The organism is uncultured Dechloromonas sp. (genome assembly GCF_945957265.1).
Lineage (GTDB): Bacteria > Pseudomonadota > Gammaproteobacteria > Burkholderiales > Rhodocyclaceae > Azonexus.
Genome location: NZ_CAMFKO010000009.1, coordinates 49,057 through 71,763, shown reverse-complemented (window position 1 = coordinate 71,763; position 22,707 = coordinate 49,057). Strand labels below are relative to the sequence as shown.

Annotated in this window: 23 protein-coding genes; 12 read left to right on the top strand and 11 right to left on the bottom strand. The window is 64.7% G+C overall.

The window, feature by feature from the left end:
• Positions 1-60: 60 nt before the first annotated feature.
• A complete protein-coding gene (locus tag Q0P59_RS06985; protein WP_295004984.1) occupies positions 61-279 on the top strand; it encodes a hypothetical protein in 219 nt (72 codons plus the stop codon).
• Positions 280-310: 31 nt separating this feature from the next.
• On the opposite strand, the gene Q0P59_RS06980 is transcribed toward Q0P59_RS06985, so the two are convergent.
• The 3 genes from Q0P59_RS06980 to rluD are packed head-to-tail and all read right to left on the bottom strand — an operon-like array spanning position 311 to position 2,796.
• Complete coding sequence (locus tag Q0P59_RS06980; protein ID WP_295004982.1) at positions 311-1,078, bottom strand: ZIP family metal transporter; 768 nt, start codon at positions 1,076-1,078, stop codon at positions 311-313.
• A gap of 28 nt (positions 1,079-1,106) precedes the next feature.
• Complete coding sequence (gene pgeF, locus Q0P59_RS06975; protein ID WP_295004980.1) at positions 1,107-1,847, bottom strand: peptidoglycan editing factor PgeF; 741 nt, start codon at positions 1,845-1,847, stop codon at positions 1,107-1,109.
• Positions 1,840-2,796 carry a 23S rRNA pseudouridine(1911/1915/1917) synthase RluD gene (gene rluD / locus Q0P59_RS06970; RefSeq protein ID WP_295004978.1) on the bottom strand — a complete coding sequence of 319 codons (957 nt, stop codon included), beginning with the start codon at positions 2,794-2,796 and terminating at the stop codon, positions 1,840-1,842. The genes pgeF and rluD overlap by 8 nt, the downstream gene beginning before the upstream one ends.
• Before the next feature lie 2 nt (positions 2,797-2,798).
• Between rluD and Q0P59_RS06965 the strand changes: the two genes are divergently transcribed.
• A complete protein-coding gene (locus tag Q0P59_RS06965; protein WP_295004976.1) occupies positions 2,799-3,620 on the top strand; it encodes an outer membrane protein assembly factor BamD in 822 nt (273 codons plus the stop codon).
• Positions 3,621-3,730: 110 nt separating this feature from the next.
• On the opposite strand, the gene Q0P59_RS06960 is transcribed toward Q0P59_RS06965, so the two are convergent.
• Together Q0P59_RS06960 and Q0P59_RS06955 are read right to left on the bottom strand one after the other, a co-directional pair.
• Positions 3,731-4,672, bottom strand: a complete 942-nt coding sequence (locus tag Q0P59_RS06960) for an AEC family transporter (RefSeq protein ID WP_295004974.1) — start codon at positions 4,670-4,672, stop codon at positions 3,731-3,733.
• Positions 4,669-5,769: a tartrate dehydrogenase gene (locus tag Q0P59_RS06955; protein WP_295004972.1), complete on the bottom strand. Its 1,101-nt coding sequence runs from the start codon at positions 5,767-5,769 to the stop codon at positions 4,669-4,671. Before Q0P59_RS06955 ends, Q0P59_RS06960 begins: the two co-directional genes overlap by 4 nt.
• A 101-nt stretch (positions 5,770-5,870) precedes the next feature.
• On the opposite strand from Q0P59_RS06955, the gene Q0P59_RS06950 reads away from it, so the two are divergent.
• Positions 5,871-6,785, top strand: coding sequence for a LysR family transcriptional regulator (locus tag Q0P59_RS06950; RefSeq protein ID WP_295004970.1), 915 nt, complete (start codon positions 5,871-5,873; stop codon positions 6,783-6,785).
• A gap of 2 nt (positions 6,786-6,787) precedes the next feature.
• Here the strand turns inward: Q0P59_RS06950 and Q0P59_RS06945 are convergent, their stop codons facing one another.
• A complete protein-coding gene (locus tag Q0P59_RS06945) occupies positions 6,788-7,711 on the bottom strand; it encodes a LysR family transcriptional regulator (protein ID WP_295004968.1) in 924 nt (307 codons plus the stop codon).
• Between the two features lie 122 nt (positions 7,712-7,833).
• Between Q0P59_RS06945 and Q0P59_RS06940 the strand changes: the two genes are divergently transcribed.
• Genes Q0P59_RS06940 through ttdB form a run of 3 tightly spaced genes read left to right on the top strand, consistent with a single transcriptional unit; the run spans position 7,834 to position 10,681 of the window.
• Positions 7,834-9,135, top strand: coding sequence for an MFS transporter (locus Q0P59_RS06940; protein WP_295004966.1), 1,302 nt, complete (start codon positions 7,834-7,836; stop codon positions 9,133-9,135).
• Between the two features lie 41 nt (positions 9,136-9,176).
• Positions 9,177-10,076 carry a L(+)-tartrate dehydratase subunit alpha gene (ttdA, locus tag Q0P59_RS06935; protein WP_295004964.1) on the top strand — a complete coding sequence of 300 codons (900 nt, stop codon included), beginning with the start codon at positions 9,177-9,179 and terminating at the stop codon, positions 10,074-10,076.
• Positions 10,073-10,681 (top strand): L(+)-tartrate dehydratase subunit beta, encoded by a 609-nt coding sequence (ttdB, locus tag Q0P59_RS06930; protein ID WP_295004962.1) that lies wholly within the window; start codon positions 10,073-10,075, stop codon positions 10,679-10,681. The genes ttdA and ttdB overlap by 4 nt, the downstream gene beginning before the upstream one ends.
• A gap of 49 nt (positions 10,682-10,730) precedes the next feature.
• Here ttdB and Q0P59_RS06925 read toward each other — a convergent pair whose 3' ends face one another.
• The 4 genes from Q0P59_RS06925 to Q0P59_RS06910 are packed head-to-tail and all read right to left on the bottom strand — an operon-like array spanning position 10,731 to position 18,174.
• Complete coding sequence (locus tag Q0P59_RS06925; RefSeq protein WP_295004960.1) at positions 10,731-13,109, bottom strand: serine/threonine protein kinase; 2,379 nt, start codon at positions 13,107-13,109, stop codon at positions 10,731-10,733.
• The gene (locus Q0P59_RS06920; RefSeq protein ID WP_295004958.1) at positions 13,106-13,537 is read right to left on the bottom strand and encodes a DUF3293 domain-containing protein; all 432 of its coding nucleotides are present in this window, start codon (positions 13,535-13,537) and stop codon (positions 13,106-13,108) included. The genes Q0P59_RS06925 and Q0P59_RS06920 overlap by 4 nt, the downstream gene beginning before the upstream one ends.
• Positions 13,521-14,846: a DNA recombination protein RmuC gene (rmuC, locus tag Q0P59_RS06915; RefSeq protein ID WP_295004956.1), complete on the bottom strand. Its 1,326-nt coding sequence runs from the start codon at positions 14,844-14,846 to the stop codon at positions 13,521-13,523. The genes Q0P59_RS06920 and rmuC overlap by 17 nt, the downstream gene beginning before the upstream one ends.
• Positions 14,847-14,853: 7 nt before the next feature.
• The gene (locus Q0P59_RS06910; protein ID WP_295004954.1) at positions 14,854-18,174 is read right to left on the bottom strand and encodes a DUF748 domain-containing protein; all 3,321 of its coding nucleotides are present in this window, start codon (positions 18,172-18,174) and stop codon (positions 14,854-14,856) included.
• A gap of 107 nt (positions 18,175-18,281) precedes the next feature.
• Between Q0P59_RS06910 and Q0P59_RS06905 the strand changes: the two genes are divergently transcribed.
• The 3 genes from Q0P59_RS06905 to Q0P59_RS06895 are packed head-to-tail and all read left to right on the top strand — an operon-like array spanning position 18,282 to position 20,049.
• Positions 18,282-18,680 carry a hypothetical protein gene (locus Q0P59_RS06905; RefSeq protein WP_295004952.1) on the top strand — a complete coding sequence of 133 codons (399 nt, stop codon included), beginning with the start codon at positions 18,282-18,284 and terminating at the stop codon, positions 18,678-18,680.
• 29 nt (positions 18,681-18,709) lie between these two features.
• The gene (locus Q0P59_RS06900) at positions 18,710-19,651 is read left to right on the top strand and encodes a diguanylate cyclase (RefSeq protein ID WP_295004950.1); all 942 of its coding nucleotides are present in this window, start codon (positions 18,710-18,712) and stop codon (positions 19,649-19,651) included.
• A gap of 5 nt (positions 19,652-19,656) precedes the next feature.
• Positions 19,657-20,049, top strand: coding sequence for a response regulator (locus Q0P59_RS06895; protein WP_295004948.1), 393 nt, complete (start codon positions 19,657-19,659; stop codon positions 20,047-20,049).
• Here Q0P59_RS06895 and gloB read toward each other — a convergent pair.
• Complete coding sequence (gene gloB, locus Q0P59_RS06890; protein ID WP_295004946.1) at positions 20,046-20,801, bottom strand: hydroxyacylglutathione hydrolase; 756 nt, start codon at positions 20,799-20,801, stop codon at positions 20,046-20,048. The genes Q0P59_RS06895 and gloB overlap by 4 nt on opposite strands.
• Here gloB and Q0P59_RS06885 point away from each other — a divergent pair.
• The 3 genes from Q0P59_RS06885 to dnaQ are packed head-to-tail and all read left to right on the top strand — an operon-like array spanning position 20,782 to position 22,699.
• Complete coding sequence (locus tag Q0P59_RS06885) at positions 20,782-21,546, top strand: class I SAM-dependent methyltransferase (protein ID WP_366090395.1); 765 nt, start codon at positions 20,782-20,784, stop codon at positions 21,544-21,546. The genes gloB and Q0P59_RS06885 overlap by 20 nt on opposite strands.
• The gene (gene rnhA / locus Q0P59_RS06880; protein WP_295004944.1) at positions 21,536-21,982 is read left to right on the top strand and encodes a ribonuclease HI; all 447 of its coding nucleotides are present in this window, start codon (positions 21,536-21,538) and stop codon (positions 21,980-21,982) included. The genes Q0P59_RS06885 and rnhA overlap by 11 nt, the downstream gene beginning before the upstream one ends.
• Positions 21,983-21,991: 9 nt before the next feature.
• The gene (gene dnaQ / locus Q0P59_RS06875; RefSeq protein WP_295004942.1) at positions 21,992-22,699 is read left to right on the top strand and encodes a DNA polymerase III subunit epsilon; all 708 of its coding nucleotides are present in this window, start codon (positions 21,992-21,994) and stop codon (positions 22,697-22,699) included.
• Positions 22,700-22,707: the final 8 nt, after the last annotated feature.

The window sequence follows — 22,707 nt, the reverse complement described above, 5'->3', positions numbered from 1 at the left end:
CATTGTTGCAATCAGCCGGACTCTTGAAATGATTTACTCGCCTAGCCGCGACGCCATGCCATGTCGCTCGTACTGATCATCGTCATCGGGTGGCTTTACGTCACCGTCCTGGTCGCCGCCAACGAGCCGACCGTCATATCCGGGATCATCTCGTTCCTGTTCTATGGCGCCCTGCCCTGCGGCCTCCTGCTCTACTTTGCCGGATCACGGGTACGCCGGGAGCGCCGGCGCTTCAAGGAGATGATGGCGGAGAAGAACCGCCAGGACACGGGCACCTAGGGCGAGCTCGCCGCCCCGGGCCGGGCGGCAGTTACTCGCCGACCAGCGCCCTGACCAGCGCGATGGACGCAATGCCCGAGCCGATCAGCAGGACCTGCTGCAGGGTCGCCTTCAGTTCCGTTCGCTTGTGCAGCCCCGGTATCAGGTCGGCGACCGCGACATAGATCATGCTCGCCGCCGCCAGGCCGAGCAGGGTCGGAATCCACTCGGTCAGTTCCGACAGGGCGAAATAGGCCAGCATCGCGCCGGCCAGCGTGGCCAGACTGGACAACAGGTTGAAGGCCAGCGCCTTGAGCCTGCTGTAGCCGGAATGCAGGAGGATCAGGTAATCGCCGACTTCCTGCGGAATTTCGTGGGCGATGATGGCCAGCGCCGTGACGATCCCGAGCTCGGTGTTTTCGAGGAAGGCCGCGGCGATGAGGATGCCGTCCACGAAATTGTGGAAGGTATCGCCGACCAGGATCAGCAGGCCCGAGCGTCCATGGTCGTGCGCCGGGGCATGGGCTTCGTGGGCCTCGCAGTGATCGTGGTGGCAATGCCTCCAGAGGACCAGTTTTTCAAGGACGAAAAACACCATGATCCCGAACAGCACGGTGGCCGCCATCTTGTGCGGATCGCCATGCTCAAGCGCATGCGGCAGGATCTCCAGGAATGCCGCGCCAAGCAGGGCGCCGATGGCGTACGAGATCAGGATATTGACCCGATGCACCCCGACCGAGAGGCTCAGTGCCGCCGCGGCAGCAACGCTCAGCGCGCCGCCGGCCAGCGATACGGCAATGATCCAGGATAATGTGCTCACGAATGTCGGCCTGATGAAAAGCGCCGGATTATACGCCGTCGGCGGCCAGCCAGATCAGCGTCGCCATGCGACCGGTCACGCCGTCGCGGCGGTAGGAGAAATATCGCTCGCCGTCGCTGACCGTGCATAGCCCCCCACCGTGAATCGACGCCAGGCCGGCTGCGCGCAGGCGGCGCTCCGCCAGCCGGTAGATGTCGGCCAGCCACTTGCCCGGCGACGCAGGCACGAATGCCTGCGCGGCCTCCGGGTCGCCGGCGACGAACGCCGCCCGCACCTCGTCGCCGACCTCGAAGCGAGCCGGCCCGATAGCCGGCCCCAGCCAGGCCAGCAAATTGCCCGGCGCTTCGGCCATGGCGGCGATGGTCTCCTCCAGCACGCCGGCCTGCAGACCGCGCCAGCCGGCATGGGCCGCCGCCACGACCGTTCCGGCACGGTTGCAGAACAGCACCGGCAGGCAGTCGGCCGTCATGACAACGCAGACAGCCCCGGCCTGGCGGGCATACGCCGCATCCGCCTCGACGGCGTCGGAACTGCGCAAGGCCGCATCGACCACCCGCGTGCCATGCACCTGTTTCAACCAGGCCGGCTCGCCCGGCAAGCCGCTGCGCAAGCGGGCGCGGTTTGCCAGGACGCTGGCCGGATCGTCGCCGACATGATCGCCGAGATTCAGGCTATCCCATGGCGCGGCACTGCAGCCGCCGAGGCGCGTCGTTTGCAAGGCGCGCACCGCAGCCGGGGCCGGCCAGTCGGGAACCAGCAACTCAGCCATAGCGCAGGGTATCGAGCAGGTTCCTCATGTCCTCGGGCATCGGCACCTCCCACTGCATCTTGAGGCCGGTCAGCGGATGAACGAGGCCGAGGCGCGTAGCATGCAGCGCCTGCCGCGGGAACTCCGGCAGCTTGGGGTTGTTCTTGCCGTAGACCGGGTCGCCGACCAGGGGATGGTTGATCGACGCGAGGTGGACGCGAATCTGGTGGGTTCGCCCGGTTTCCAGCGAACACTCGACGAAGGTGCAATAGGGGAAGGAATCGAGCACGCGATACCAGGTCAAGGCCGGCTTGCCGCCCCGGTTCTCGGGAACCACCGCCATCTTGATGCGCTGCGTGGGGTGCCGGCCGATGGGCGAATCGACGCCGCCATCCTTCTTGATCACGCCCGCCGCGAAGGCCAGGTAAATGCGCTTGACGGTCCGTGCCTGCAACTGGCGCACCAGATCGGTCTGCGCCTCCAGGGTCTTGGCGACCACCATCAGGCCGCTGGTGTCCTTGTCCAGGCGATGGACGATACCGGCGCGGGGAATCTGGTCGATGCCCGGCACGTGGTGCAGCAGGGCATTCATCAGCGTTCCGCTCCAGTTGCCGCTGCCGGGATGGACGACCAGGCCGGCCGGCTTGTTGATCACCAGCAGCGTCTCGTCCTCGTAAACGACGTCGAGCGGAATGTCTTCGGGTTGATCGACCTGGTTGCGCGCCTCTTCCGGCTCCTCCACGAGCAGCACCTGGCCGCCCAGCAGTTTCCGCTTGGGCTCGGTTTCCAACTTGTCATCGACCAGCACGCAGCCATCCTTGACCCAGCCCTGGAGGCGATTGCGCGAATGCTGCGGCAACAGGTCGGCCAGCACCTGGTCGAGGCGACGACCGGTAGATGCTTCGGGGACGGTCAGGCGGAGCGGTTCAGTTCGGCTATAATCGCCGGAATCTTCAATAGGATCATTCATAGATGCGAAGTTTACCCGCATTCCCGTCTTTCCCCGCCCTCATCCGCACATTGCTGGCACTATTTGTGGCAGCCCTCATCGCAGGATGCGGTTCTTCGGAAAAATACGACGAGACCAGCGGCTGGTCCGCCGGCAAGCTTTACTCCGAAGCCAAGGATGCCCAGGGCGAAGGCGCCTGGGACAAATCGGCCAAGTACCTGGAAAAGCTCGAAGCCCGTTTCCCGTACGGCCGCTACGCCCAGCAGGCCCAGCTCGAACTGGGCTACGTGTACTGGAAGGCGAACGAGCCCGGTTCCGCCCTCGCCGCCTGCGACCGCTTCATCAAGCTGCACCCCAGCCACCCGACGGTCGACTACGTCTATTACCTGAAGGGCCTGATCAACTTCAACGAAGACCTCGGCCTGACCGCCTACGTCAGTTCGCAGGACCCGACCGAGCGCGACCCGAAGGCCGCCCGCGAATCGTTCGAAGCCTTCAAGGAACTGGTCAACCGCTTCCCGAACAGCAAATACGCGCCGGATGCGACCTTGCGCATGAACTACCTGGTCAATGCCATGGCCTCGCTCGAAGTCCACGTCGCGCGCTACTACGTCAAGCGGGGCGCCTACATCGCGGCGGCCAACCGCGCCCAGTACGCGATCAAGACCTACCCGCAGGCCCCGGCGATAGAAGAAGCCATGTACGTCATGGTCACCGCCTACGACAAGCTGGGCATGACGGATTTGCGCGACGACGCCAACCGCGTGCTGAAGAAGAACTTCCCGGACAGCCGTTTCTACAAGGACGGTCTGGAGCGCAAGACCGCCTGGTGGAAGCTCTGGTAAGCGAACGACGCTGATCAAGAAAAATGCCCGCACAACGCGGGCATTTTTTTTGCGGCGCAACGCACCGCCCCTTGCGCAAACCGGGATGCGTATCGCACCCCGGCCCGATTTCAGAAGTGACTGAGCAGCGCCATGAAAAGCGGCGTGGTGACGGCCGAGCACATGGTGGAGATGATCAGCGCGCCGGCCATGCCCCCCTCCACGGCCTTGAACTGGCGGGCCATCAGGAAGACATTGGCGCCCAAACCGATGGAACCGAGCAGGACGATGACCCGGGTTTCCTGCTCAGGCAGGCCGATCAGCCGGGCCAGGCCGAACACGAGGAGCGGCAGGAGCAGGAGCTTGAGGCCGGCGATGCCCAGGCTGAGCCGCCATTCGTCCTTGAGATCGTAGTCGGCCAGGCTCATGCCGAGCGCCACCAGCGCCAGCGGCATGCCGGTCTGGCCGACCATCCTGAGCGGGCTATCGACGATTTCCGGCAGGCTGGCACCGGTCAGGCCGAAGGCGCTGCCGGCCAGGATGGAGAGGATGATCGGATTGCGCAGCACGCCTTTCAGCGTATCCCGAATGCCCTTGAACGACAGGCTGCCGTGCCGGTGCCATTCGACCGACAGGCTGACCAGGCTCCACAGGACGAGCGCGTTGAAGACCAGCACCAGCGCGACGGACGGGATGGCCTGGTCGCCCAGCGAGGCCTTGGCCAGCGGCAGGCCGAGCATGATGTTGTTGGAGAAGATGCAGCCGACGCCGAACACCGATTGCCCGATGCCGTCGAGGCCGAACAGCTTCCAGGCGACCAGCCGGCCGACCACGAAAACGATCAGGCAGGCGCCGAAGAAGGCGATGAGCAGCCGGCCGTCCACCGGCGGCAGTTTCGACAGGTCGCTCATCATCCGGAACAGCATGGCCGGCAAGCCGACGCTGAACACGAAGGTGGTCAGGTGATGCGACATCGCCTTCGGCCAGCCGCCGACCCGCATCAGCAGATAGCCGAGCAGGATCAGCGCGAACAGGGGCACGCCGAGCGCGAGCTGATGGAGGAAGGCATTCATCGGTCGGGTCGGGCTCCCGCTTGCGCCAGGGCCTCGGCAATCGCGCTGCCGAGTTCCACCGTGCCGGCCGTGCCGCCCATGTCCGGCGTGCGCGGCCCGGCGACCAGCACGTGCTCGACGGCCTGCATGATGGCATCGTGGGCAGCCTTGTAGCGGGCGTCGCCCTGCCCCAGGAAATCCAGCATCATGGCGCCCGACCAGATCATGGCGATGGGATTGGCGATGCCCCGGCCGGCGATGTCGGGAGCCGAGCCGTGCACCGGCTCGAACAGCGAGGGAAAGGTGCGATCCGGATTCAGGTTGGCCGACGGCGCGATGCCGATGGTGCCGGTGCACGCCGGGCCAAGGTCGGACAGGATGTCGCCGAACAGGTTGGAGGCGACGACGACGTCGAAGCGCTCCGGGCTGAGCACGAAGCGGGCGGTCAGGATGTCGATGTGGTACTTGTCCCAGCGCACCTCGGGGTAATTGCCGGCCATGGCCTCCAGGCGCTCGTCCCAGTAGGGCATGCTGATGGCGATGCCGTTCGACTTGGTGGCCGAGGTGACATGCTTCTTCGGCCTTGTCTGCGCCAGGTCGAAGGCGAATTTCAGGATGCGGTCGGTGCCTTTGCGCGTGAAGATCGACTCCTGGATCACCGTTTCGCGCTCGCTGCCTTCGAAGATGCGGCCGCCGATCGAGGAATACTCGCCCTCGGTATTCTCGCGGATGACGTAGAAGTCGATGTCGCCGACCTGCTTGCCGGCCAGCGGACAGGGAATGCCCGGCATCAGGCGCACCGGGCGAACGTTGGCGTACTGGTCGAATTCGCGGCGGAACTTGAGCAGCGAGCCCCACAGCGAGATGTGGTCCGGCACGGTCGCCGGCCAGCCGACGGCGCCGAAGTAGATGGCGTCGAAGTCCTTGAGCTGGGCAAACCAGTCGTCCGGCATCATCTGGCCGTGTTCGAGGTAATAGTCGCAGTGCGCCCAGTCGAAGGCGGTGAATTCGAGATCGAGGCCGAACTTGCGCATCGCCGCCTCGAGCACGCGCAGCCCTTCGGGCATGACTTCCTGGCCGATGCCGTCGCCCGCGATGACTGCAATTTTGTGTCCCATGTCGATCTCCTGCGCAAATGAAGGGTTTTCAGATCGGCTTAGCTTATAGGCGACGAAATTATTTACAATCCATCAAAATGTGAATCCGGTGGATACGATTCGTGAACATCAAACCCCAGCTTGAAGACCTTCGCCTGTTCTGCGTCGTCGCGCGCAATCGCAGCTTTGCCGCCACCGCCCGCGAACTCGGCCTGTCCAAAGCCGTCGTCAGCAAGCGGATCGCCTTGCTCGAAGCGGCCATCATGGAACAGCTGTTCCATCGGACCACGCGCAGCGTGCAACTGACCGCGCAAGGCGAGATCGTCCACATTTGGGCGCTGCGCATCCTCGAGGATGTCGACCTGATGGGCGAGGCCATCTCGCGCGAAAAGGCGGCCCCGAGCGGCTTGCTGCGGATATGCAGCAGCACGGGCTTTGGCCGCAACCGCCTGGCTCCCGCCCTGTCGGAACTGGCCCGCCGCTTTCCGCAACTGGAAATCCAGGTCGAACTGTTCGACCGCCCGGTCGACCTGGTGGACGAAGGCTTCCAGCTCGACATCCGGATCGGCGCGGTGCGCGAAGGCAACGTCATCAAGCGGCAGATCGCCCGCAACCGGCGCGTGCTCTGCGCGTCGCCGGCCTACCTGGAACGCTGCGGAACACCGCTGTCGCTGGCCGACCTGCAAGGCCATCGCTGCATTCCCATCCGCGAACGCGACCAGGACTTCGGACACTGGGAGCTGGCGGGGCCGGAAGGCCTGGTCGCCATCAAGGTCAGCGGGCCGCTGTCGGCCAACAACGGTGAAATCGTCCGCCAATGGGCCATCGACGGACACGGCATCATCCTCCGCTCGACCTGGGACGTCAGCCGGGAAATCGAATCCGGCGTGCTGGTTCCGGTCTTGCCGCAGTATTTCCAGCAGGCCGACGTGTGGGCCGTCTATCCCTCGCGGCTATCGGTCTCCGCCAAGGTCAAGGTGTGCGTCGAATTTCTGGAACAGTGGTTCGCCCAGACCGGAATGAACGAAGGTAGCTAGCGCTACCAGTTGGAGCGATCCTGGCGCGGGCCGTCGGCGTGCTGGCTCAGGTAGCTGCGCAGGAAATCGACGAAACAGGCGACCTTGGCCGACAGGTTCAGACGCTCGAGATAGACGGCATAGATATCGGCGGCGGGCGTCGCGTAATCCGCCAGCACCTGGACCAGGCGGCCGCTGCGCAGGTACTTGGCGACATCCCACTCGGCGCGCATCAGGATGCCGTGCCCCTCCAGCGCCCAGTTCAGCGCCACCTCGCCATCGTTGGTGCTGAGCTTGCCATGGACCTTGACGGTATCCAGCTGCTTGCCCCGGCTCAGGCGCCAGTTGCCATAGGCCGATTCGTTCTGGCGCAGCACGATGCACTGGTGCTGCGTCAGGTCATGGGGATAGCCCGGGGTGCCGGCCGCGCGCAGATAGGCCGGCGAGGCGCACAGCAGGCGGCGGTTGACGGCGATCTTCTTGGCGATCAGCCGCGAATCGGGCAGGTCGCCGAAGCGGATCGAGACGTCGATCGCCTCGTCCGGCAGGCTGACCGGACGGTCGGTGAGGTGCAGCTGAACATCGACATCCGGGTAGGTTTTGGTAAACGCCGAGATGGCCGGGCCGATATAGGAGCGCCCGAAACCGAGCGGCGCATTGACCCGCAGCAGGCCTTTCGGGGCGGCCCGGCTGCTGGAGACCAGGCGCTCCATTTCGTCGATGTCGCCGAGGATGCGCTGCGCGTTCTCGAAATAGACCTCGCCTTCGCTGGTCAGGCTGATGCGCCGCGTCGTCCGGTTAAGGAGCCTGACGCCGAGCCGCTCCTCCAGTTGCGCCAGGCGGCGCGAGACAGCCGGCGGCGTCAGGTTCAGCTCGCGCGCCGTGGCGGCGAGGCTCCCCTGCTTGACCAGCAGGCAGAAGAAGGCGAGTTCGGAATCGGCGTTCATTAGTCAGTTTTTTGCAATGATGAATTAACTTTACAGCGATTCATATTTTTTTCCCAGGTTTTAACCTCCGTTCCACGTTACCGGCATTGGTCGGCAACCATGAAAAAAGGAGGAGACACCTTATGGAACTGGATATCGAAAAGCGGACCCTGCGCCGCATCACCTGGCGCATCGTGCCATTCATCATGCTGCTGTATTTCATCGCCTACCTGGACCGGGTCAACATCGGCTTCGCCGCCCTGACCATGAAGAACGACCTGGGCTTCACCGCCTCCATGCTCGGTTTCGGCGCCGGCATCTTCTTCTGGGGCTACTTCCTGTTCGAGGTGCCGTCCAACATCATCCTGCACAAGGTCGGCGCCCGGCTGTGGATCGCCCGGGTGATGGTGACCTGGGGCATCATCTCCGGCGCCATGGCCTTCGTCGAGGGGCCGACCAGCTTCTACGTCATGCGCTTCCTGCTCGGCGCGGCTGAGGCGGGCTTCTTCCCCGGCATCATCCTCTACCTCAGCTACTGGTTCCCGGCCCGCCACCGCGCCGGCGTCACCGCCTTCTTCATGGCCGCCGCGCCGATCTCCACCGCGCTCGGTTCGCCGATTTCCGCCGCGCTGCTCGAAATGAACGGCGTCATGGGCATGCACGGCTGGCAATGGATGTTCATCCTCGAGGCCATCCCCGCCCTGATCCTCGGCGTCGTCGTCTTCTTCCACATGACCGACAAGCCGGAACAGGCCAAATGGCTGAAGGATGACGAGCGCGCCTGGCTGGTCAAGGCGATGGCCGACGAAAACGCCAGCAAGGCCGACAGCGCCAAGCACGGCATCCTGAGCGGCCTGGCCAATCCCCGCGTGCTGGCCCTGGCGATGATCTACTTCGGCACCTCGGCCGGCCTGTACACGCTGGGCATCTGGGCGCCGCAGATCATCAAGCAGCTGGGCGTGTCATCGATGACCGTCGGTTTCCTGAACGCCATCCCGCCCATCGTCTCGGTCGTCGCCATGGTGCTCTGGTCGCGTCATTCCGACCGCACCGGCGAACGCACCTGGCACGTCGTGCTGGCCTGCGTTGCGGCCTCCGTGGGGCTGATCGTCGCCGCCGGCGCCAACAGCGTCGTCGGCCTGATCGCCGCGCTGACCCTGGTCAATATCGGCATCAGCTGCGCCAAGCCGCCGCTGTGGAGCATGCCGACGATGTTCCTGTCCGGCGCCGCGGCCGCCACCGGCATCGCCACCATCAACTCGATCGGCAACCTCGGCGGCTTCGCCGGCCCGGCGATGATCGGCTGGGTCAAGGACCAGACCGGCAGCTATGCCGGCGGCCTCTACTTCGTCGCCGGCCTGCTCGTGCTCTCGGCGGTGCTGACCCTGCTACTGGCCCGCTCGCAAAAACCCGATCTGGTGACCGCCGAAGCCGCGGCTCACTGACGCAACACCCCCACCCCAACAGTTTCTTCAAGGAGCCAATCATGGACAAGGAAATCGCCGTCCAGTCGCTGACGGACACCATGGCCAAATTCACGGCCTACATCGGCAAGCGCCTGCCCAAGGACGTCAAGCACAAGCTGGCCGAACTGCGCACGCTGGAAACCAACCCGCTGGCCAAGTCGATCTACGATTCGATGGCCGGCAACCAGGAGGCGGCCGACAGGCTCGACCGCCCGAGCTGCCAGGACACCGGCGTCATCCAGTATTTCGTCGAGGCCGGCGCCAACTTCCCGCTGCTCGGCGAACTGGAAGACATCCTCAAGGACGCGACGGCCGGGGCGACCCGCATGGGGCCGCTGCGCCACAACGCGGTCGAGACTTTCGACGAGAAGAACACCGGCACCAACACCGGCACCAACATTCCCTGGCTGGACTGGCGCATCGTGCCGACGCTCGACAGCTGCACCATCGACGTCTACATGGCCGGCGGCGGCTGCACGCTGCCCGGCGCCGCCAAGGTGCTGATGCCGGGCCAGGGCTACGAGGGCGTCGCCGAGTTCGTCATGGACGTCATCACCGAGCGCGGCGTCAATGCCTGCCCGCCGCTGCTCGTCGGCGTCGGCGTGTCGACCTCGGTCGAAACCGCGGCCCGCCTGTCCAAGCTGGCGATCATGCGGCCGGTCGATTCGAAGAGCGCCAACCCGCGCGCCGCGCTGATGGAAGAACTGCTCGAACAGGGCCTCAACGAAATCGGCATCGGCCCGCAGGGCCTGACCGGCAACAACAGCGTGATGGGCGTCAATATCGAATCGTCGGCCCGCCATCCCTCGACCATCGGCGTCGCCGTCAATACCGGCTGCTGGGCCCATCGCCGCGGCAAGATCAAGATCAACGCCGACATGTCCTACGAAATCATTTCCCACGAAGGAGTGGTGCTGTGAAAAAGATTCTGACGACCCCCATCAGGGACGAAGACCTCGAAAACCTCAATGTCGGCGACGTGGTCTACCTCACCGGCCGCCTGGTCACCTGCCGCGACGTGGCGCACCGCCGCCTGATCGAACAGGGCCGCGCGCTGCCGGTCGATCTCGAAGGCGGCGCCATCTTCCACGCCGGCCCCATCGTCCGCAAGAAGGACGACGGCAATTTCGAGATGGTTTCCATCGGCCCGACAACCAGCATGCGCATGGAGAAATTCGAGCGCGAGTTCATCAGGCAGACCGGCGTCAAGCTGATCGTCGGCAAGGGCGGCATGGGGCCGGAAACGGCCGCCGGCTGCCAGGAGAACAAGGCGGTGCACGCCATCTTCCCGGGCGGCTGCGCCGTGCTGGCGGCGACGCAGGTCGAAGAGATCGAAGGCGCCGAATGGCAGGACCTGGGCATGCCGGAAACGCTGTGGATCAACCGGGTCAGGGAATTCGGCCCGCTGATCATCTCCATCGACACCAAGGGCAAGAACCTGATTTCGCAGAACAAGGCCGGTTTCAACGAAAAGAAGAAGCCGGTCCTCGAGCGCATCAGCAAGCAGCTCAGCTTCATCAAGTAAGCGCGGCGCCGGCGGCCCATGGCCGCCGGCCTCCCGGCCGAGGCTGGCCCTAACTGCCCTGCTTGATGGCCAGGATCGCCTGATTGCGCAAGGTGCGCAGCAACTGCAGCTCCTTTTCCGGAATCGCGATGCCGCCCGGCTCGTCGCGGTCGGCATAGATCAGCGCCACCGGGTTGCTCTTGATGTTCAGCGGGAACAGCACGAAGGAATGCGCGGGCACCGCCTTGCGATACCAGTCGGGAATCCGGCTGGCGATCTTCGGATCGTCGATGTCGCTGATCAGGATATCGACCCCCTTCGACGTCGCGGCGTGAAAGATGTCCGGCGTGAAGCTCAGCGGAAAGCGGAAGGCGCGGGCCACCTCGTTGGCATCCGGACCGAATCCGAAACGCCCCTGCATGACGCCGGCCTTGGCGTCGCGTATGCACAGCACGACGCGGCGAAAACCCATCGCCCGGTACATCGTTTCGAGAATGATGCGCAGGATGTCGTTGAGCTGGAAACCGTCGATCAGGGTGTTGCTGATATCCTGGATTCCCGCCGTCAGGACGGCCTGGGCATCGACCTGCGGCTCGCCCTTGCCGCCCCCGCCGCCGGCCAGCGGGTCGGTTTCCAGCAACACGGTGCTGTCCGCGTAGTCGGTGTCGTGCCCCCCCGCTCCGCCGGCCGAATCGGCCGCCGCCCCCTTGGCGAAAAGACGCATCTGCTTGCCGAAGGTCGTCTGCTGCAGGTTGAGATGAACGACACGGGCAAAATCGGCGACCTCCTCGACGGCGCGCTGCACCGTGCGCAGTATTTCCGTCTGGTCGAGGGCGATGGCCTCGGCAAAGCGCGCCATGGTCCGCTTCAGCTCCCGGTCGCGCGCCTCGGGCGTGGCCTGGGCGATGACGTCGCACAATTCGTTGGCGAACCCGGACAGGACGCGCAGGCGATCCTCCTGCTGCGTCGGGTTGCGCACCGGGCCGCTCGGCAGGCGGCGCATGGTGCTGACGATCAGCGGCGGGAAGCCCCACTGGCGCGCGATGGCGACGCCCAGCTCCTCGAACGAGATGCCGAGGACCTGGCGGGCCGCGACCTCCTCGGCGCACGTCTTTTGCGCGATGATCCGGCGAATCTCGTCGGACTCCTCGGGGAAATAGTATTGCGACAGCAGGCGGCCGAGACTGTGGAACAGCGAGCAGATGAAGGACTGCTCGAGATCGCGCATCTGCGCTGCGGCACCGATGTCCTTGGCCAGCACGCCGGCCAGGTTGGCGCGCAGGAAGTCCTCCTTCAACTGGTTGGCGTTGCCCTTGTTCTGGAGGTGTTCGAACAGCAGCACGGTGATCGCGATGTTGCGGACGGCCTCGAAGCCGAGCACGACCACCGCCCGCGACACCGTGCTGATGCTGCCGCCGCCGGCCGGCCTGAAGTAGGCCGAATTGACCAGGCGCAGCAGCTTGTTGGTCAGCGCGAAATCCTTGAGGATGGTGTTCGACAGCTTGTCGATGCTCTCCGTTTCGCTGTTGGCGATCCGGTTGATCGCGGTGACCGACTCGGAAAGCGCCGGGAAATCGCTCTTGTGGCGCATCCGACGGAGCAGGAAGTCGATGGTCGACTGCCGGTTGCCGGTCGCCGGCTCCTCGTCTTCCGGGTCGAGATAGTTGTCGAGCGCCTCGGCGAACTGGGCGGCCGTCTGGAAGCGCAGCGCCGGGTCGCGCGCCACCGCCTTCAACAGGATGGGGCGCAGGCGATCGTCGACGCCCGTTCCCTCCGGCAGCGTCAGATCGACGCCGGTAATCTGCTTGAGCACCGCCTGCAGGCTGTCGCCGGCGAAAGCGCGCCGGCCGACCAGCATTTCGAAGAAAATCGCGCCCGCCGAGAAAACGTCGGAACGCGCGCTGATTTCGCGATTCAGGATGTACTCGGGCGCCATGTAGGCCGGCGTCCCGGTGATCTGCCCCGCCGCGTCCCCCGCCGCATCGACACGCGCGGCGATGCCGAAATCCATGACCCGGGGCGTCCCGTCGTCGTCGAGCAGGATGTTCGACGGTTTCAGGTCGCGGTGGATGATCCCCTGCGCATGGGCATGGGACACCGCGTCGAGGATGGGGCGGAGGATGCTGACCGCCTTGACCGGCGGCAAGGCGCCGCTCTGCGCCAGAAACTCGGCGAGGTTCTTGCCCGGCACGTATTCAAACACGAGGTAGAGGTCGCCCCCCTCCTCGCCGGCCTCGAAAATCGGCACGATGCCGGGATGGCGCATGCGCCCGACCGCCCGCGCCTCGGCCAGCAGGGTCTGGTTATGAACCGGGTCGGGACGCGCGAAATGCAGGGTCTTGATGGCGATCTCGCGTTGCAGCTGGGGATCGAACCCCAGATAGACGACGCTCTGCGCACCGCGTCCCAACTCGCCCCTGACTTCGAAACGCCCGATCTTTCGGCTCATTCTTCGATTTCTTCAATCCAGACCAGATGCGGCACACCGTCGAGGCCTCCGCTGATAACCGCATTCTGCCCGTAATCCCCGGCCAATGCACAGGCATCTTCCACGGCCAGATCGGGAACGAAGCAGCTTTCCTCCTGCGGCGCACCGGCAGCATCCGGCAGGTTCTGCGCGGCATAGGGCTCGTAGTTCCCCTCGAGCAGATCGCACTCGAGCGCCGCCTGCCGTTCGGCGTTGATCGCCTCGTCGGTCGTCACGGAACCCGGGTTGTAGGCGGTGATCACCGCGAACTGCGTACAACCGGCGGTTTCCAGCCAGCAGCGCAATGCCTCGCAGGCCTCGCCGACGCGCAGGTCGCACATGCCGCCGGGCAGGAACACCCGGTAGGTCGTTGCCTTGTAGGCCGCGTCAAGCTCACTCGTCTTCGCCATCGAAATCCGCCACGCCGATCAGTTGTTCCGTATCCGCCACCGGCAGCGCCTCGACTTCCTTCAGCTTGCGCGACAGCTGCCGGGTCCGGGTTTCCGCCTTGGCGATGCTGTTGCTCGCTTCGTCGAGCTTCTTTTTCGTATGCGCCAGCGCTTCGCCGAACTTGCCGAATTCGGTCTTGACCGCTCCCAGTACGGCCCACACCTCGGCCGAGCGCTGCTCGATGGCCAGCGTCCGGAAACCCATCTGCAGGCTGTTGAGCATCGCCGCCAGGGTCGTCGGACCGGCCAGGCTGACGCGCTGGTCGCGCTGCAGCGCCTCGGCCAGCCCGGGGCGGCGCAGCGCCTCGGCGTACAGGCCCTCGATGGGCAGGTAGAGAATGGCGAAATCGGTGGTATGCGGCGGCGACACGTATTTTTCGCGGATGCTTTTCGCCTCGTTGCGCAGGCGCAGCTCGATGGCCTTGCCGGCCTCCTCGATGGCCGCCGGGTCCTGCGCGTCAACCAGGCGCTGGTAATCCTCGATCGGGAACTTGGCGTCGATGGGCAGCCAGACGACCGCGCCGTCGTCCTTGCCGGGCAGGCGAATCGCGAAGTCCACGCGCTCGCCGCTGCCCGGCCGGGTCGCCACGTTGGCGGCGAACTGCTCGCCGGTCAGCACCTGCTCGAGCAGGGCCGACAACTGCACTTCGCCCCACATGCCGCGCGTCTTGACGTTGGTCAGCACCCGCTTGAGGTCGCCGACGCCGGCCGCCAGGGTCTGCATTTCGCCCAGGCCGCGATGCACCTGCTCGAGCCGGTCGCTGACCAGCTTGAACGATTCGCCGAGGCGCTGCTCCAGCGTGGCGTGCAGCTTTTCATCGACGGTCCGGCGCATTTCCTCCAGCTTGTTGGCATTGTCGGCCTGCATCGCCGTCAGTCGGCCCTCGACCGTCAGCTTCAGGCGCTCGAAACGTTCGTCGAGCCCCAGCGAGAAACGGTTCAGCTCGCGGGCGAAGGCTTCCAGGCGTTCCGCCTGCAGGGCGCCGAACTGGCCGACCTGGGTGGTCACGGCCTGGCTGAGCAGGTTCGACGACTGGGCGCGCTCCTCGCGGTCGCGGAAAGCCTCCTCGGCATCCTCCCGGCGGCCGCGCGCCAGTTCCTCCCGCAACTCCCGCTCCAGGCGCATCAGCCCCTTTTCCTGGGCCTCCTGCTGGGCGCGGAAACGCGCCTCGTCGTCCTGCCTGCGCCCCCCGCGCAGCAACACGGCCACCTGCAGCAGGATGACCACCACCACGCCGACCAGTACGGCCAGCCCCATCGCTTCACTCATCAACAACTCACCTCAAGGAAAAATCGGCACGACTACCCTTGCCCTTGTCGTCATGCTCGACCTTGGGCGGCAGCAGGAAGACCCGCTCGGGCGGCACCTTGCCCTGCTCGACCAGCCAGGACTGCACGGCTTCGGCGCGACGGCCGGCCAGGGTCTTGATGTCGTCGTCGCTTGCCGGCAGGTTGGTCAGCATCAGCTTCTCCATTTCCTCGACCGGAAGGTCCTTCTGCATGCCGACGACGTTACGCGGCTTCGGGAACTTGGCTTCCTTGTAGGCCCGCGTCAGGTAGGTCTTGTATTCCTCGGCGGCAATGTCGATTTCCTCGAGCGATTTGCCTTCGCCGGCCTTTTTCAGGTCCTTCAGTTTCTCGGCCTTCATGGCCCGCTCGATGGCAACCCGCTTGACGCCTTCCTTGTCGGCTTCCGGGTCGGCGCGGCCGGTGATGTCCAGCTTCAGCGAATTGCGTTCGACCAGCGCCTTGGACAGGCTTTCCAGCTTCTTCGTGGCCGCGGCATCGAAGCCCGCCCGTCCGGCGGCGAATTCGATGGTCGACAACTCTTCGCCGCCGCCGAACATCGAACCGAGCAAGGCGAACGGCGAAGTCACCGCCTTGACGAAGAGGTTGACGATGACCTTGACGACCAGGCCGCCGATGGAGAACTGCGGATCGTCGAGCGAGCCCGCGATGGGCAGGTTCAGGTCGATCTCGCCGCGGTTGTTCTTGAGCAGGGAGATGGCCAGATTCACCGGCAGCTTCGTCGCATCCGGGCTTTCCACCTTGTCGCCGAAGGTGAACTGGTCGATGAACAGGCGGTTCTCGGCGGCCAGCTGGTTGTTTTCCAGCTTGTAGGCAACGTTCAGCGACAGCTTGCCCTTCTCGATGGCGTAGCCGGCGTACTTGCCCGCGTAGGGAGAAAAGCCGGTCAGGTCGACACCGGTGATATCGGCCTTCAGGTCGAGATAGGACTTGGCGGCCAGCGGATTCAGCTTGGCCAGGATCTGGACCGGGGCCGAATTGGCATAGCGGCCGCGCAACTCCATGTCGGCGACCGTGTCGGCGGCCGACGACAGGCCGCTGATCCGCCCGCCCAGCTTGGCGAGATTGACCGTGTAGTTCGGCTTGACGAAAAGATCCGAGAAATTGACCGTGCCGTTCTGCAAGGTGATCTTGGCGATCTTGATCGGGACGGCGGGCTTGGCCGGCGCGGCGGCCGGTTTCGCCTCGCCCTTGGCCGCGACGGGCGGCTCGGCCGGCTTGGCCGCGGCTTCGCCTTCCGGCTTCCTGACGATGTCGGCAACGTTCAGCTTGCCTTCCTTGTTGAGGATCAGGCGCGAGTAGAAATCGCTGAGCGCGATTTCGCCGATATTGACGGCCATCGGCTCCAGCCTGAAATCGATACCGCCGAAATACAGCGACTTCCACTTCAGGAAGTCGGCGCTGTTCGCCTTGTCCACCGCCACGAAGTCGCCCAGCGTGAAATTGCCCTTGTAGCCGGCTTTCAGCCCGACCGTATCGAGCTTGGCCGTGGCCTCGCCCTTGTTCGATATCTGCCCGCGATTGACCGAAACGTTGAGGAACTGGCTGAGATAAGGCTCGAGCGGGGTCAGCGGCACCGCCAGGGTCTCGACCTTGACCGCGACGTCGAGCGGAAAGACCTGCAGGCTGCCATCGACGTTCAGGCTGCCCTTCTTGTTGACCCGGGTCTTCAGCGCGATCCGCCCCTTCTGGTTGGGCTCGTTGGTCAAGCCTTCGCCATGGAGGCTGAAACCATCGATTTCCTGCACGGCGTTCGGCTGGGTCGCCTGGTCCTCGAAGCGGAAGCCGAGATCCTCGACGGCCAGTTTGCCTACCTTGCCGATCCAGGGTTTCTCATCCCTGGCTTTGGCATCGCTCTCGCGGATCGTTTTCAGGATCGGCGAACTGACCCATTCGATCTTGCCCGCCTTGTTGCGCACCATGCGGGCCCGCGCGCCGGCATTGAGCACCTCGGCGATGTCGATGCGCCGCCCGGGCAAATCGATCCGGATGCCTTTCACCGACATGTTCTCGACGCGGAAACGATCGCCGAGATCGACCTGGTAGCCCACCTCGGAAATCTCTATCGGATCGACCAGCTTGCTGTCCACCTTGCCGACCGCCACGTGGAGATTCCGCACCTCGCCGGCCACCGGCACCGCGTTCGACTCATCCTGCCAGCGCAGCAGGCCGTTGCTCAGCGCGAACTCGCCCAGCGTCCAGGCGAAGGGCTTGCCCGGTTCTGCCGGCTGTTCCGCTTTTTCCGGCGCCTTGGCGGCCATTTTTTCCAGCACCCGGAAAACGTTGAACTCGCCCTGCTTGCTCACCGCCAGGCTGACCACCGGGCCGTCGAGCCCGACGCGCCTGACCGCCGCCAGGCGATTGATCGGATCGATGTTGTCGAGTTCGATATCGAGCCGCTTCCAGGCGAGCAGCGGGGCCCCGTTGGCCTCGGTCAGATCGAGGCCCGACACATGCGCGGCGCCGACGATGGACACGGAATAGACCTGGTCGGAAACCTCCTTGAACATGGCTTTCATTTCCGTGTCGAGCGTTCCCGCGGCCAGCCTGAAGGGCAGCGACTCGGGCAGGTAGGGCTGCAGGACGGCCAGGTCGAAGCGATCCAGGTCGAGATTCAGGTGGCTTTCGTGGGTCGTCGAAAACGGCTTGGTCTCACCAGTCAAGGCCAGCGGCGCGCCGTTGATATTGGCCGAGAACGACGGGCTGAGCAGCACCTCGGCCTGGTACGGCAGGCTGGACACGAAGGGCAGCGCCAGGTTGATGTCGCCGATCGTATGCACCTTGCCCTTCGGCTGGTCGTCGAACACGATCTTGCCGTTGATCAGCTGGATGTTGTTCAGCGAAAAACGCGGCGTGCCGGTGTCCGGCTCGTCCTTGGGCTTCATCCACTCGTCAAGCAGGTCCGAAATGTCGTAGCGGCCGTCGGCCACCCGGGTCACGGCAACGCGCAAGCCCTGGAGACGGATTTCGTCGACGACGGCGGCCAGCTTGAACAGCGACGCCGACGACAGGTTGACGAAAAGCTCGTCGAAACCGGCCACTTCCCTGCCGCCCTCGGCCTTGATCGACAGCCCGTTCACCCGGGCCGACAGCGCGTAAGGGTTGATGGCGATCTGTTCGATGCTGACTTCGCGGTGCAGCTGCTGCGCGAGCTGCTTGAGCAAAATGCTTTTTACCAGCGGCGGCGCGGCAAAATAACCGAAAGCGCCGAAAACAAGCAGAAATATCAGCAGCCACTTTCCGATATTCAGGCTGCGCCGGGATTTGAGCGCATCAGAAAGTCGTGACATTGCTACTGAATTATTCGCCCCCTGCTGCCCCATGATATTCTGCCTCTATTGCTCTGGATTCCTGAATCTAGCATACCAGTAACCCACACCCGCATAAGCACAAATGTATGAAGTGGTTGATTGACGAAATCGGTGCCGTACTAAGCCAGCTGCAGCGCTGGCAGACCTGGCTGGGAATCGGATTGATCGGCTTGTTTGCCGGGCTTGCCTACCTGGTGGCGACCTTTGCCTTCAAGACCGACGCCATCCTCGTCTTCATGCACCGTACCGGCGCTTCCTGCCGCGAAATGACCAACGGCACCATCATCGCCATGTTCTTCGGCATGATCTTCTTTGCCTTCTCGACCATCCTGACCCTGGGCGAAGTGCAGCGCTACCTGCAATACAGGCAACGCGCCGCCCACCATCAAACCCGGCAGTCCCTGGTGTGGGGCGTCGTCTGGTGCATGGTCGCGGTGAGCATTGCAATGGGCGCACTGGTTTTCTTCAGCCAGTATTGCCGTTAGACTGAGACGATAGCGTTCGCGGCCTCTCCATGAAAATACTCATTGTCGAAGACAGCCGATCCACCCCTTCCCTGCTCAGGCAGTATGTCGAACGTTGCGGCGCGCTCGCCGTCGGCGCCGCCAGCGGCGAAGCCGCGCTCGGGCTGTTCGCCGGCGAAGCGCCCGATCTCATCCTGCTCGACATTGCCTCGCCCCGCATCGACGGCCTGGCGCTGACGCGGCAGATACGGGCCACCGAGAAACCGGGCGAATGGACGCCGATCATCTTCCTGTCTTCGACCGGGCAGGACGACGAGATCGAGAAGGGCATCGCCGCCGGCGGCGACGACTACCTGCTCAGCCCGATCAGCGAGATTGCCCTGGGCGCCAAGATTCGCGCCATGCAGCGCCTGGTCCTGATGCGCACATCGCTCCTTTCGCTGACGCGCAAGCTCGATGCCGCCAACCAGGAACTGACCCGCATCTCGTCCAGCGACAGCCTGACCGGCATCGCCAACCGGCGCCATTTCGACGAAGCCCTGTCGGTCGAATGGCGGCGCGCCCGTCGCCACTCCAATCCGGTCGCCCTGCTGATGTGCGACGTCGACTACCTGAAGCTGTACAACGACACCTACGGCCGGACGGCCGGCGACGCTTGCCTGCGCACGCTGGCGGCGACCATCAGCCGCTACTCGGAGCGCCCCTCGGATACCGTCGCCCGCTACGGCGGCGAAGAATTTGCGGTCATCCTGGCCGAGACGACCATCGGCGGCGCGCTGATGGTCGCCGAGAAAATCCGCGGCGGCGTCCAGGAGTTGACGATTCCCCATGTCTCCTCGCCGTTCGGCCAGGTCAGCCTGAGTATCGGCATCGCCTCCGCCGCACCGGGTTTCGACAATCCGCCGGACGACCTGGTCCAGGCTGCCAGCAAGGCCCTTTATCGAGCGAAGCAGGACGGGCGGGACCGCATCTGCCGCGCCGACGCCGCCTGAACCACATGGACAAACGCCGGATCTCCATCGTCATTGCCGACGACAACGACATGATGCGCGCCATCCTGCGCGGGATGTTGCGCGGCGAGGAATACGACGTCGTCGGCGAGGCGCGCAACGGCTCGGCCGCCGTCGACATCGTCGGCCGCCTGAAGCCCGACGTCGTCTGCATGGACGTGATGATGCCGGAAAAGAACGGCATCGAGGCGCTTGTCGAGATCAAGGCAACACAGCCGAACGTCGAGGTCATCATGGTGACCAGCAGCTCCGATCCGGAAACGGTGCAGGAGTCGATACAAAACGGGGCCAGCGGCTTCATCATCAAGCCGTTCAACGCGGCCCGGGTACTCGATACGCTGGCCAGGGCCAGCAGCCGCATCCTGCAGAGAAAACCCTAGAAACCGTTTCGCCAGCCGCGTATTGCCGCAAAGACCGAAACCCGGTCGCGGGCGGTTGCGCCATGCCGCAATGCGGCCTCGATCACGGCGGGCTCGCCGCAGCGCAGGAAGGGATTGGTCGCCTTCTCCTCGCCCAGGGTGGAGGGAACGCTGGGCAGGCCGGCGGCGCGCAGCGATGCCACCTGCGCCACCCGCGCCTGCACGGCGGCGTTGTCCGGCTCGACGGCCAGCGCGAAACGCAGGTTCATCTCGGTGTATTCATGCGCGCAGTAGACCCGTGTCGCGTCCGGCAAGGCGGCGATGCGCTCGAGGGAGTCCGACATCTGCGCTGGCGTCCCTTCGAACAGCCGCCCGCAGCCGGCACCGAACAGGGTGTCGCCGCAAAACAGGGCTCCCCCGGCCCGGTAGGCCAGATGCCCGAGGGTATGCCCGGGCACCGCCAGCACGCTGACGGGCTGGCCGAGAATCTCGATGCTTTCGCCACCGTACAGGGGGTGGGTGCAGCCTGTGATAGACTCGTTGCCCGGCGCATGGACCCAGAGCGGCCCGCGCGCTGACAGTTCGGCAACGCCCCCCTGGTGATCGGCGTGGTGATGCGTGATCAGGATGCCTTCGAGACGCAGACCGTCGGCATCCAGCCTGGCGAGCACGGGAGCCGCGTCGCCGGGGTCGACGACGACCGCGCGCTTGCCCTGGGTGAGCAGCCAGATGTAATTGTCCTTGAATGCGGGAATGAACGACACGTCAAACATGCCGGAACTATCGAGCGACTCGCCCCGGATGTCAATTCCCGGGCTCGACCGCTGGCTCGCGTCGGCCGCCGGCCGCTCCGTGCTCGACTGGGAACAGGCGCAGGTCGACCGCATGCTGACCGACATCTTCGGCTACCATGCGCTGCAGATCGGCCTGCAACAGGTGGATTACCTGCGCGCCAACCGCATTCCCCTTCGCCAGAAGGGCGGCGACATGCCCGGCGGCGATTTCCTGTGCGATTTCCACGCCTTGCCGATCGCCTCGAACAGCACCGACCTGCTCGTCCTGCCGCATGTCCTGGAGTTCAGCGACGAACCGCACCAGATCCTGCGCGAGGTCGAACGCGTCCTGATCCCCGAGGGGCAGGTCGTCGTCATCGGCTTCAATCCGCTGTCGCTGTGGGGCCTGAAGCGTCGCTTCGACCGCAGTGGCGAATATCCGTGGAATGGCAGCTACCTGTCGATGAACCGCCTGAAGGACTGGCTGAAACTGCTGGGGTTCGAGGTCGCCCAGGGCAAGCTGGGCTGTTTCATTCCCCCGCTCGAGCGGCTGCGCTGGCTCCAGCAATGGCCGACGGTCGACCAGCCCGGCGACCGCTGGTGGAACGTTTCGGGCGGCGTTTACGTGCTGCACGCGATCAAGCGCATGCACGGCATGCGGCTGATCACTCCGAACTGGAAGAAAAAACCGGTGCGCGCCAAGGCGTTGCGCCCCATTACGCAAAAAGAAACACATGGCCACTGAAGACAGCATAGAAATTTTTACCGACGGCGCCTGCAAGGGCAATCCCGGCCCCGGCGGCTGGGGCGCCATCCTGCGCTCCGGACCGCATGAAAAGGAGTTGTGGGGCGGCGAGAAGGAAACCACCAACAACCGGATGGAGCTGACTGCCGTGATTCGCGGGCTGGAAGCGCTGAAACGACCGGTCGTCGGCAAGGTCTATACCGACTCGCAATACGTGCTGAAAGGCATCAGCGAGTGGATACACGGTTGGAAACGCAACGGCTGGAAGACCTCGGACAAGAAGCCGGTCAAGAATGCCGACCTGTGGCAGACCCTCGACGCCCTCGTCCGCCAGCACAAACTGGAATGGATCTGGGTCAAGGGCCATTCCGGCCACCCGGAAAACGAGCGTGCCGATGCCCTGGCCAATCGCGGCATCGACGACTTGAAGAAATAAGGAAACACCATGCGCCAGATCGTTCTCGATACCGAAACCACCGGCCTCGACCCGCGCTCGGGTCACCGCATCATCGAAGTCGCCTGCATCGAGATGGAAAACCGGCGGCTGACCGGCCGCCACCTGCACAAGTACGTCAACCCGGAGCGCGAGATCGACGCCGGCGCCCAGGCGGTGCACGGCATCACGCTGGAGTTCCTGGCCGACAAGCCGAAGTTCGCCGACATCGTCGACGAGTTCCTCGAATTCATCAGCGGCGCCGAACTGGTCATCCACAACGCGCCCTTCGACATCGGCTTCCTCAATGCCGAATTGCGCCGCCTCGACCGCGTTCCGGTCGAGACCATCTGCGATGGCGTGACCGATACGCTGAGGATGGCCAAGGAACTGCATCCGGGCAAGCGCAACAGCCTGGACGCCCTGTGCGAACGCTACGAGATCGACAACTCGACGCGTACCCTGCACGGCGCGCTGCTCGACACGGAACTGCTGGCCGACGTCTTCCTGGCCATGACTCGGGGACAGAACACGCTGATGATCGAGCCCGATGCCGCGCCGCGTCCGAACATCGGCGCCGACGGCCAGGTTCGCGAGCGCAAGCCGCTGCTCGTGCGCCGCGCCAGCGAGGAGGAACTGGCCGAACACGACCGCGTCCTCGCCGCCATTGACAAGGAATCGAAAGGCGCCTGCCTCTGGCTGCCCAAGGCCGAGGCCTGAACCGCAAC

What these genes read in the sequence shown, in the direction of transcription:
- rmuC (WP_295004956.1), bottom strand. Translation starts at nt 14,846, where the DNA reads ATGAGTGAAGCGATGGGGCTGGCCGTACTGGTCGGCGTGGTGGTGGTC.
- dnaQ (WP_295004942.1), top strand. Translation starts at nt 21,992, where the DNA reads ATGCGCCAGATCGTTCTCGATACCGAAACCACCGGCCTCGACCCGCGC.
- Q0P59_RS06900 (WP_295004950.1), top strand. Translation starts at nt 18,710, where the DNA reads ATGAAAATACTCATTGTCGAAGACAGCCGATCCACCCCTTCCCTGCTC.
- rluD (WP_295004978.1), bottom strand. Translation starts at nt 2,796, where the DNA reads ATGAATGATCCTATTGAAGATTCCGGCGATTATAGCCGAACTGAACCG.
- Q0P59_RS06885 (WP_366090395.1), top strand. Translation starts at nt 20,782, where the DNA reads ATGAACGACACGTCAAACATGCCGGAACTATCGAGCGACTCGCCCCGG.
- pgeF (WP_295004980.1), bottom strand. Translation starts at nt 1,847, where the DNA reads ATGGCTGAGTTGCTGGTTCCCGACTGGCCGGCCCCGGCTGCGGTGCGC.
- Q0P59_RS06955 (WP_295004972.1), bottom strand. Translation starts at nt 5,769, where the DNA reads ATGGGACACAAAATTGCAGTCATCGCGGGCGACGGCATCGGCCAGGAA.
- Q0P59_RS06895 (WP_295004948.1), top strand. Translation starts at nt 19,657, where the DNA reads ATGGACAAACGCCGGATCTCCATCGTCATTGCCGACGACAACGACATG.
- Q0P59_RS06920 (WP_295004958.1), bottom strand. Translation starts at nt 13,537, where the DNA reads ATGGCGAAGACGAGTGAGCTTGACGCGGCCTACAAGGCAACGACCTAC.
- Q0P59_RS06925 (WP_295004960.1), bottom strand. Translation starts at nt 13,109, where the DNA reads ATGAGCCGAAAGATCGGGCGTTTCGAAGTCAGGGGCGAGTTGGGACGC.
- Q0P59_RS06985 (WP_295004984.1), top strand. Translation starts at nt 61, where the DNA reads ATGTCGCTCGTACTGATCATCGTCATCGGGTGGCTTTACGTCACCGTC.
- gloB (WP_295004946.1), bottom strand. Translation starts at nt 20,801, where the DNA reads ATGTTTGACGTGTCGTTCATTCCCGCATTCAAGGACAATTACATCTGG.
- Q0P59_RS06945 (WP_295004968.1), bottom strand. Translation starts at nt 7,711, where the DNA reads ATGAACGCCGATTCCGAACTCGCCTTCTTCTGCCTGCTGGTCAAGCAG.
- Q0P59_RS06965 (WP_295004976.1), top strand. Translation starts at nt 2,799, where the DNA reads ATGCGAAGTTTACCCGCATTCCCGTCTTTCCCCGCCCTCATCCGCACA.
- Q0P59_RS06940 (WP_295004966.1), top strand. Translation starts at nt 7,834, where the DNA reads ATGGAACTGGATATCGAAAAGCGGACCCTGCGCCGCATCACCTGGCGC.
- Q0P59_RS06960 (WP_295004974.1), bottom strand. Translation starts at nt 4,672, where the DNA reads ATGAATGCCTTCCTCCATCAGCTCGCGCTCGGCGTGCCCCTGTTCGCG.
- Q0P59_RS06905 (WP_295004952.1), top strand. Translation starts at nt 18,282, where the DNA reads ATGAAGTGGTTGATTGACGAAATCGGTGCCGTACTAAGCCAGCTGCAG.
- rnhA (WP_295004944.1), top strand. Translation starts at nt 21,536, where the DNA reads ATGGCCACTGAAGACAGCATAGAAATTTTTACCGACGGCGCCTGCAAG.
- Q0P59_RS06910 (WP_295004954.1), bottom strand. Translation starts at nt 18,174, where the DNA reads ATGTCACGACTTTCTGATGCGCTCAAATCCCGGCGCAGCCTGAATATC.
- ttdA (WP_295004964.1), top strand. Translation starts at nt 9,177, where the DNA reads ATGGACAAGGAAATCGCCGTCCAGTCGCTGACGGACACCATGGCCAAA.